8 protein-coding genes are annotated in these 8,846 nt (G+C 33.7%); all 8 read right to left on the bottom strand.

The features are described 5' to 3' along the window. The coding region (locus tag V7149_RS00040; protein WP_335343635.1) for an SDR family oxidoreductase at nt 1-734 on the bottom strand (734 nt) is incomplete at its 3' end. Further along, nucleotides 713-1,741 (bottom strand): polysaccharide biosynthesis protein, encoded by a 1,029-nt coding sequence (locus tag V7149_RS00035; RefSeq protein ID WP_335343634.1) that lies wholly within the window; start codon nt 1,739-1,741, stop codon nt 713-715. The genes V7149_RS00035 and V7149_RS00040, both read right to left, overlap by 22 nt. Continuing rightward, nucleotides 1,728-2,945, bottom strand: a complete 1,218-nt coding sequence (locus V7149_RS00030) for a glycosyltransferase family 4 protein (RefSeq protein WP_335343633.1) — start codon at nt 2,943-2,945, stop codon at nt 1,728-1,730. The genes V7149_RS00035 and V7149_RS00030 overlap by 14 nt, the downstream gene beginning before the upstream one ends. Nucleotides 2,946-2,950: 5 nt before the next feature. Then, nucleotides 2,951-3,841, bottom strand: a complete 891-nt coding sequence (locus V7149_RS00025) for an NAD-dependent epimerase/dehydratase family protein (protein ID WP_335343632.1) — start codon at nt 3,839-3,841, stop codon at nt 2,951-2,953. A gap of 22 nt (nt 3,842-3,863) precedes the next feature. After that, on the bottom strand, nt 3,864-4,496 hold the full coding sequence (locus tag V7149_RS00020) for a sugar transferase (RefSeq protein WP_335343631.1): 633 nt from the start codon (nt 4,494-4,496) through the stop codon (nt 3,864-3,866). A 315-nt stretch (nt 4,497-4,811) separates the two neighbouring features. After that, nucleotides 4,812-6,647 carry a polysaccharide biosynthesis protein gene (locus tag V7149_RS00015; RefSeq protein ID WP_335343630.1) on the bottom strand — a complete coding sequence of 612 codons (1,836 nt, stop codon included), beginning with the start codon at nt 6,645-6,647 and terminating at the stop codon, nt 4,812-4,814. A gap of 185 nt (nt 6,648-6,832) precedes the next feature. Then, nucleotides 6,833-7,768: a Wzz/FepE/Etk N-terminal domain-containing protein gene (locus tag V7149_RS00010; protein ID WP_335343629.1), complete on the bottom strand. Its 936-nt coding sequence runs from the start codon at nt 7,766-7,768 to the stop codon at nt 6,833-6,835. Further along, nucleotides 7,769-8,846: O-antigen ligase family protein (locus V7149_RS00005; protein ID WP_335343628.1), on the bottom strand; the 1,078-nt coding region annotated here is incomplete at its 5' end.

Below are 8,846 nucleotides of genomic sequence, written 5' to 3'. Positions count from 1 at the left end.
CTTTTATTTATTATCAATTGATTTCCCTTAAAATGTTTATTAAAAAGTTTTAAAATTTCAAACTTAGATATGGAGTCATTATTGACTAAGTTATATAACCCTACTAAATTGTCAACCGTTGCCTTTTCCATTGCCTTAGCCAAGGTTAAAGTCGTTACACCAGCCCAAATCGCTTTATTAAATCCATTAATTTTGCCGCCCTGCTCCATAAACCAATTAAACAAACCTATCCCGTTTTTATTTATATCAGGACCAATAATTGAGTTTCTAAATGTTAAATCTTTATTATTTTCTAATTCTCCTAAAGCTTTTGTTCTATCATAAAAAGTTTCTCCATCTCTTAATGAATTTTCATAATAATTCCCACTCTTACCTGAGAAAACACAGTCAGTACTCATATGAATAATTTTTGTTTTAGTTTCTTTTGTTACATAGCTTAGATAATGAGGTAAATAACTATTTATAAATACAGCTTGATGTTTATTTTCCTCAGCATATTGATTTAGTATGCCAGTGCAATTTATAACAGCATCATACTTGCCGTTTTTGATTATTTCTGTTACTACAGGTAAATTACTCACATCTGCAATAATATTTTTACAATAAGGAAAGGATCTTCTGGTTAAAGCAGTTACTTCATGGCCTTGCTCTTTTAAATAAATAGCAATTACATGACCAGCCATACCTGTAGCGCCTAATACTAAAAATCTCATCATACGTGCACCTTCATCCATTTGTCCAGTTCTTCTTTTATATAATTTAGTTCTATCAATTTTTCTTTAATTTGCTCAATGTTTAGACGGTGTGTATTATGAGAATTGTATTCTTGATCAATTGAAAGCTTCTCATTTCCTTGCTCAAAATACTTTTCATAGTTTAAATCGCGTTTATCTGCTGAAACCCTAAAGAAACCACCTAAATCCTCTGCCATAACATATTCCTCTCTAGTTAAAAGGGTCTCATATAGCTTTTCTCCGTGACGGGTACCAATAACTTTTATCTCATTATCTGCCCTAAAAAGTTCCTTTAAAGCGATAGCTAAATCACTAATTAAGCAAGCCGGAGCTTTTTGTACCATGATATCGCCAGCCTCGGCATTTTGGAATGCAAAAACAACTAATTCAACAGCTTCTTCAAGACTCATTAAATATCTAGTCATATTTGGATCTGTAACTGTTAATGGCTGGCCACTTTTAATTTGTTCAATAAACAGTGGTATAACTGAGCCCCGCGAAGCCATTACATTTCCATACCTAGTTCCACAAATAAGTGTCTTTTCTGGATCAACTGTTTTAGATTTAGCGACAAATACTTTTTCCATCATCGCTTTCGATATACCCATTGCATTAATCGGATAAGCTGCTTTGTCCGTTGAAAGGCAAATTACCTTCTTCACTTCATAATCTATTGCAGCTGTTAACACATTATCAGTTCCTAGTACATTCGTTTTTACAGCCTCAAGAGGAAAGAACTCGCAAGAAGGAACTTGTTTAAGTGCTGCTGCATGAAAAACATAATCAACTCCATGCATTGCATTTTTTACACTTGCCAGATCCCTTACATCACCAATATAGAACTTCAATTTGTCATTTTTATATAATTTACGCATATCATCTTGTTTTTTTTCATCTCGTGAAAAAATCCGTATTTCTTTTATATCGCTATCCAAAAATCTATCCATTACAGCGATACCGAAGGAGCCTGTTCCACCTGTAATTAATAAGGTTTTACTTTCGAACATATTTTACATCCCCCTCTAGTTTAATTTTTGTTAATAAGTCATTCAATCTATCAATATATTTTATTTTTGAGAAATTATTGTCATAATACGCCCTTGCATTTTTTCCATAAGCAAAATGCTTATCTTTTTCTTTTGCAAACTTCCTTATATTATTAGCCAACTCTGTTGAGTCTTCAGCTGCTGAACAATACCCACAACCTGCTTCATCAATAACAATTTGAGTTTCTCCATCTATGGACCCTATTATCGGCTTACCTGCTGCCATATACGATTGGACTTTATTTGGTAGTGTATATGAAATAACTTTATTAGCTTTCAACGTAACTAAAAAAGCATCCGCCATTTCATAAAACCTTGGCATTTCTGTTATAGGAAAATGTCCGTGAAAATTCACATTTTCAAGTTTCAGTTGATTGACTAATTCTACACATTTTGCTTTTGAAGATCCATCACCGACAATATGAAATTTAATATCTCGAGCACCTTTAAGTTCTTTAGCGGCATAAATAATTGTTTCTACACTTTGCATTTCTCCTATATTTCCTGCAAAAACAAGGTTTATATTTTCATTTTCCTTTTTATTTGGTGTAATATTTTCAAACAATGCTTCTGCATAAACTGGCAGATGTATAATTCTTTTGTGTACTTTTAATATTTCTTTAAAATATTCTTCAAATAATTTTGAACTCGTAAATATATAATCAGCATTTTTGTATATCCACTTACTCAACTTAAGTAAAATACTATATATCTTACTATCTGATGAAATACCCACTGAAGCTATGCTCTCAGGCCATAAATCATGGCAGTATATTATTAAAGGTTTTTTTGTGAGTTTTTTTAACAAAATCCCTGGCAACGCCATTGTTACTGGTGATAGCTGATACACTAAAATTAAATCAAAGTCTTTCCTTATAAAGAGTGCTTTAAATGTAGAAAAAATAGCAAAACTTAAATAGTTTGCAGCTAATTTTTTAGTGCCTTCTCCTCTTCCTAAAAGCCAAGAACGAACTATTTTAACTCCATTTATTTCTTCATTTCTATTTTTTAACCCCTTGTATTTTATATCTACAATTCCACTAGGATAATTAGGTAACCCCGTTAAGACAGTAACATCATGTCTATCTTTTACTAGTTCAAAGCATATATCGTTTACTCTAAATTGTTCCGGATAGAAATATTGACAAACTACTAGTATTTTCATTTTCATTATCCTCTTAACTTGCTTTTTAAGTACTCTTCTACTTCACCCTTTATCCCATCTTCGAATGATAAAGGAGAGTATTCAAAGTCTTTTGACGCTTCTACATAACTAAAGGCCTTATCTTCTTGCATTCTTAGTACTTGTTCAACAGAGATAATTGCCCTTTTATCTAAGGCATTATATATTTTTGCTGATAATATAGAAAACCATAATGGAATCTTCACTATTGTGTTCTTTCTTTTTAATGCTTTGGAAACACATCGAACTAGATCAATATATTTAATAGGATCCTTACCCGATAAATTGTATTCTTTATTAAATGTTTTATCCTTATTTATTAGTACATTATAATAGGCATTACCTAAATCTTTAGCATGTACAGGCTGCATTAAGTTTCCCCCCTGACCAAACATAGGGAAAAACTTATGTCTATAAAGATAGTCCACCAATTTATACATATTTCTATCTCTAGAAGATCCATAAATCATAGTTGGTCTAAGAACTGTAATTCCTATTTTATCTCGTTTTTCAAGAAGTCCCTCTTCAATCTTAATATATTCTTCAGAAGCGCTTTTATATTTAGAAAATCTACCAGTAGTATGAACAAGGATTGTCCATTTTACGTTATTCGTTATTGCTGCATTAATAACATTATTTGAATATAAAATTGTCGAGATGTGTACTACAGTTTCAACACCTGACATCAATTTTTCAAGACATTTATTATCTTCTAAATTTCCATATACTTTTTCAATGTCAAGTCCCGAACGATCTATTTGATCAGTATTGCTATTTTCCCTAACTAAACATCTTATTTTACCTTGATAGTTTTCTTTAATTAGTCTTTCTAAAAACCACTTACCAGTATGACCAGTAATTCCCGTAACAAATAACATTTCTACACCTCTATTATTCTATTTACTTTCCTGTAGATCCCGTTATCTTGGTACTCACTTCCTTTTTGGCCCCAGTCCCACCTTCAACAACTCCATCACTCTTAACAACACTCACGATGGTCCCAAAGAAGCACCTAAGATCCATCCATAAGCTCAAGTTCTCAACATACTCCCCATCCAACTTTGCCTTGATCTCTATAGAAAGCTCATCTCGCCCATTAATCTGAGCCAAACCAGTAAGTCCTGGTAATATATCATTAGCACCATACTTATCACGTTCAGCAATTAAATCATATTGATTCCATAATGCAGGTCTAGGTCCGATTATACTCATATCTCCGATAAAAATATTCCAAATTTGCGGTAGCTCATCAAGTGAAGTTTTTCTCAAGAATTTACCAATCTTTGTGATATATTGCTCAGGGTCCTCGAGAAGATGTGTTGGCATGTCTTTCGGAGTATCTATTCGCATAGTCCGAAACTTTAATATATTAAATTGAGTTTTATTTATCCCTATTCGCTTTTGCTTAAAAAGTACCGGTCCTTTTGAATCCAATTTTATCGCAACTATTATGAAAATAATCAATGGCGTTAGTAACATTAATCCAATTAAAGAAAGAAGAAAATCTATTAATCTTTTTATTTTAATATACAACTTCAGAACCACTCCTTGAAAGTTAGTTAATTGGTTAGATCCTAGTAAATTTAAATAAGATAAAGGGATTACTAATTTCTAAACAATTATCCAACCCGGTAACCTTTTTTCAAATTGATTGTTTACGGTTTAAAACGATACTTAACCGTTATTGAAGAAAATGCGTTAGGAAATACACTATTACATTTAACATTTATTTTTTTCACAAAACAAGAGCCCTTGCCCATCTAATCATATCAATCAAATGAACAGGGGCCCAAGTTTCTTTCTATTGTCAATTTTAATTCTACTATTAAAATAAGATTTTAGTATGGGTTAACCTTTTCCAACCTCAGTGCCATATAAAACTTCATTCTTCCTCCGGTTAGCCACATTAATCACAAATTCTTTTATTTCGTCAGGTGACAAATGATCATAATGAACTAGAAGATACTCAATCTCTTCTTCCTGCTCCAAAACCGCTTTCCCAATAAATATCTTTGGAAAAACCGCTTCCTTATGAACTTCATTTTCCACGAGCAATTCCTCATACATCTTTTCCCCTGGGCGAATCCCCGAATATTTGATTCCAATTTCTTCAATTGTGTAGCCTGACAGCTTAATGAGATTTTTCGCCAGATCGACAATCTTAACCGGATCTCCCATATCTAACACAAAAATCTCCCCGCCTCGTGCTAAGGCCCCTGCTTGTATCACTAATCTTGAAGCTTCTGGAATTGTCATAAAATATCGTGTCATTTCAGGATGTGTTACAGTTACTGGTCCACCAGCTTGAATTTGCTTTTTAAAAAGTGGGATAACACTCCCTCTACTCCCAAGTACATTTCCAAAGCGAACGGCAACAAATTTTGTATTACTTACTTTTGCCAATTGCTGAATAATCATCTCAGCAATTCGTTTAGTGGCACCCATGACATTTGTTGGGTTTACAGCCTTATCAGAAGAAATCATTACAAATGTCTTCACTCCAAATGTGTCAGCAGCTTCTGCAACGTTTTTCGTACCTAAAATATTGTTTTTCACTGCTTCCCTCGGGTTATACTCCATTAGTGGTACATGCTTATGTGCAGCTGCATGATAGACCACATCAGGACTAAACTCTTCCATGATTTCAAACATTCTTGTACGATCTTGTACATCCCCGATAACTGGAATTATTTCTATTGATCTCCCATAATGATTTCGCAATTCCATCTCAATTTGATAGATGCTATTTTCCCCATGACCAACAAGAATAATTTTAGTAGGGTAGAAGGAACAGATTTGTCGGCATATTTCCGATCCAATCGAACCACCTGCTCCTGTGACAAGAACGGTTTTGTTTAGCACATATTCGGAAATGCTATTAATGTCAAGTTCAATTGGTTCCCTGCCTAATAAGTCCTCAACCTGCACATCCCGAAATTGATTAATTGATACTTTTCCCAGCATAATATCTTCAAGCTTTGGCATTATTTGTGTCTTCGCACTAGTTTTTGCACATTCTTCAAAGATCCGATTTAACTCCTGTTTGCTTAAAGATGGAATTGCAATGATAATATTTTCTATTTTCAACATCTGGACAGCTTTAACAATATGACTTGAGTTTCCTATAACAGGTAAGCCCAGAATTTGTAGGTTATACTTCTTTCGATCATCATCAATAAAAGCAACAGGTCTTAGCTCAGCATCATGACTGTTTAATAATTGTCTAGCTACCATGGTTCCGGCTGATCCAGCACCAATAATTAATGTGAGTTTTCTGTCTACTTCCTCATTCCTTATGTAGCGGTCGCGGAACATCCGCCATGAAAATCGTGAGCCCCCTATCAGTAGCACATGAATCATCCATGTAATAAAAAGTGCGCGTACATAAATATCGTTAAAAATAATAAACTGAATAATGGCAGTTGTAACAATAGAAAGCGTTACAGCCTGGACAATGGCTAATAATTCACGGATACTCGCATACTCCCACGCCTTTTTATAAAGCTTGTATAAATAAGCAAACAAATGATGGCAGACTAACAAGGTAATCGAACTTGCCAATAAGGTTCCTAGTTTGAATATGCCTAAATATGGATGAAGCATTAAATAGCTAAAATATATTGCTGATAAGACGATTAAAGAGTCGAGCATACTCAAAAACGTAAGCCGTTTTTGATAAGTCATCAGCATATCCCCCTATTCCCCAAAATAAATATCTAATGATAAAACACACTACTATCCATAGGATGCTTTACCATTAGATACTCATTAAAATGATCGCTAAATACTGGCTCTATTCCGCCTCCGCATTATACTCTCAATTATTGAAGACAGCCACTAAGTTATGCTGAGAATAGCGCCCTTCTACTTTAGACAGCGGAATTTTTCCAATAATAGCGCAAGAAGACAACTCCTACACCAACCATCAGGCCCAAAACTAATGCTATAGCTAAATTTAATGCCTTTTTCGGAGATACTGGGTCAGAAGGAATATCCGCTTCAGCAAGTATTGACAGTTTACTATCTGCTTTATATAATTTCGCTATGCTTCTAGCTTCCTCATATTGATCAGAATATTTATTATAAAGATTTGTTAAGGTCTTCACTTTATTATTGATCTTTTCAAATTGAACCTGCTTATTCTTGTTAAGAGTGTGCAACTCCGCTAATTGTTCATCACTAATTTGTAGAGTATATTGTTTTTCCGTTGAAGTGACGGCATCTAACAATACAATTGAAGGAAGCCCCTCTGCAGCCCTTAATTGATTGTACTCTTTAAGAGCTTCATCTAAATTCTCCTTTTCAATCGTCAGTTGATCATTATACTGAACAGCCAAGCTGTTTAATCTTTCAGAAACCTTTTCCCCAATATATACTTTTGATTCTTCTAAAACAGCAGTAAGTGTTTTTTGAATAACTATTGGATCCTTTCCTTTTAAGGTTAAGGTTACAATATTCGTGTCGGGCTTTGTTTCAATGGTTAAACTCGTCCTTAACCCTTTTACTGTCCAGTTTTTTAACCCTTCTTTTTCGATTACTCTTTTTAATAGCTGAGACGATTGCAATCTCTCTGAAAATACTTGTGGTGATATAGCTTCGTTTAAATACGTTGCCAACTCACTACCCGCATTTTCCTGTTTCACACTATTCACCAATACCTTTGCACTTGTTTCGTAAGAAGGCTGGATTATAAAATAACTTGCTATAACTGCAATTAATACTGCTATTGCTGTTATGGTGGCAATAATCCACTTGCCATTCAAAATTGTTTCGATTAATTCTCGTAGGCTAATTTCATCCTGCATTTACTTTTCCCCTGTAATTTCATTTTTGTTATTTATGATACTTGCTGCTAGTACACCTAGGAAAATAAATATCACGTTTGTAAAACCGATAATGGAGTCATTAAACATAGATTGAACTATGAATGCTACTATCATCATTCCTATTGCTATTGTTTCCTTATTTAAGCTTCTTTTTAATAAAACAATTACCCATTCTACCAAGAGAAAGAAAATTAATAGCATAAAAGCAATGGCAGAAAATACACCAGAACCATAGGCTAGCCCAATTAATAAATTGTGGGGTTTATCTATAATAATATTAAAGGTTTCTAACGCAGAGTTTTTCTCGGGATCGTCTTGTGGAAAATGATAGACAAGTGTATCCAAACCGTATCCTAGTATTGGCCTTTCTCCTACCATCTCAATTACTTTCTCCCAAATAAAGATACGACCAGAACCTGCTGAGACTCCTGAAGGAGGCAGTTCTTTTAACTTATAGTCTACCTTCGTTGCCGAAACCTTTGATTCAAATTCAAAATCTAATAATCCTTTTGCAGATTGTTGAACTTCTAAATATGGATTCTTACTGAATAGAAAACCAATTGACTCGTCCCAAACTTTCGGGTTTTTTATTGCTAATGTATTTAGTATAAGTGCAAACCCTAGAATCCCTATTAAGAAAAACGAAAGTGACTTACCCTTTGTTTTCGAAAATAATCCAATAATCAAAATTAACGGTACCGTCATTGAAAATGCTAGAAACCCGCTTGTTGAAAGTGAGGTTAACACCATAGAGAAACTTGCTAGTGAAATGATTAACAGCGCTATTTTTTCAACGATATTTTTCTTTAATATTGCTAAAGTAAAAAATAGTGCTGTTAATGTCCCAGCAAATCCACTAATATAGTTAGGGTTGTTAAATGTTGACCATAGCCGTGACCCAGCATTTACATTAGAGCCCTCTAACAATTCGCCAAATATTAGCTTATTTACCCAATCCCATTTAAAAACATCTACGCCATAAATAATAAATAATCCAAGTGTGGTGTTAATCAATATAAAAGGAAAGAGAGTGTAGATCAAAATATTAATCATCTTA

The sequence above is a fragment of the Bacillus sp. JJ1503 genome (assembly GCF_036965125.1).
Classification (GTDB): Bacteria; Bacillota; Bacilli; order Bacillales; family Cytobacillaceae; genus Cytobacillus.
The sequence above is the reverse complement of the archived record's forward strand: the minus strand, read 5'-3'. Positions and strand labels throughout refer to the sequence as shown.

Coding starts and splice junctions, on each gene's coding strand:
- V7149_RS00035 (WP_335343634.1), bottom strand. CDS start 1,741: ATGTTCGAAAGTAAAACCTTATTAATTACAGGTGGAACAGGCTCCTTC.
- V7149_RS00030 (WP_335343633.1), bottom strand. CDS start 2,945: ATGAAAATACTAGTAGTTTGTCAATATTTCTATCCGGAACAATTTAGA.
- V7149_RS00025 (WP_335343632.1), bottom strand. CDS start 3,841: ATGTTATTTGTTACGGGAATTACTGGTCATACTGGTAAGTGGTTTTTA.
- V7149_RS00015 (WP_335343630.1), bottom strand. CDS start 6,647: ATGACTTATCAAAAACGGCTTACGTTTTTGAGTATGCTCGACTCTTTA.
- V7149_RS00010 (WP_335343629.1), bottom strand. CDS start 7,768: ATGCAGGATGAAATTAGCCTACGAGAATTAATCGAAACAATTTTGAAT.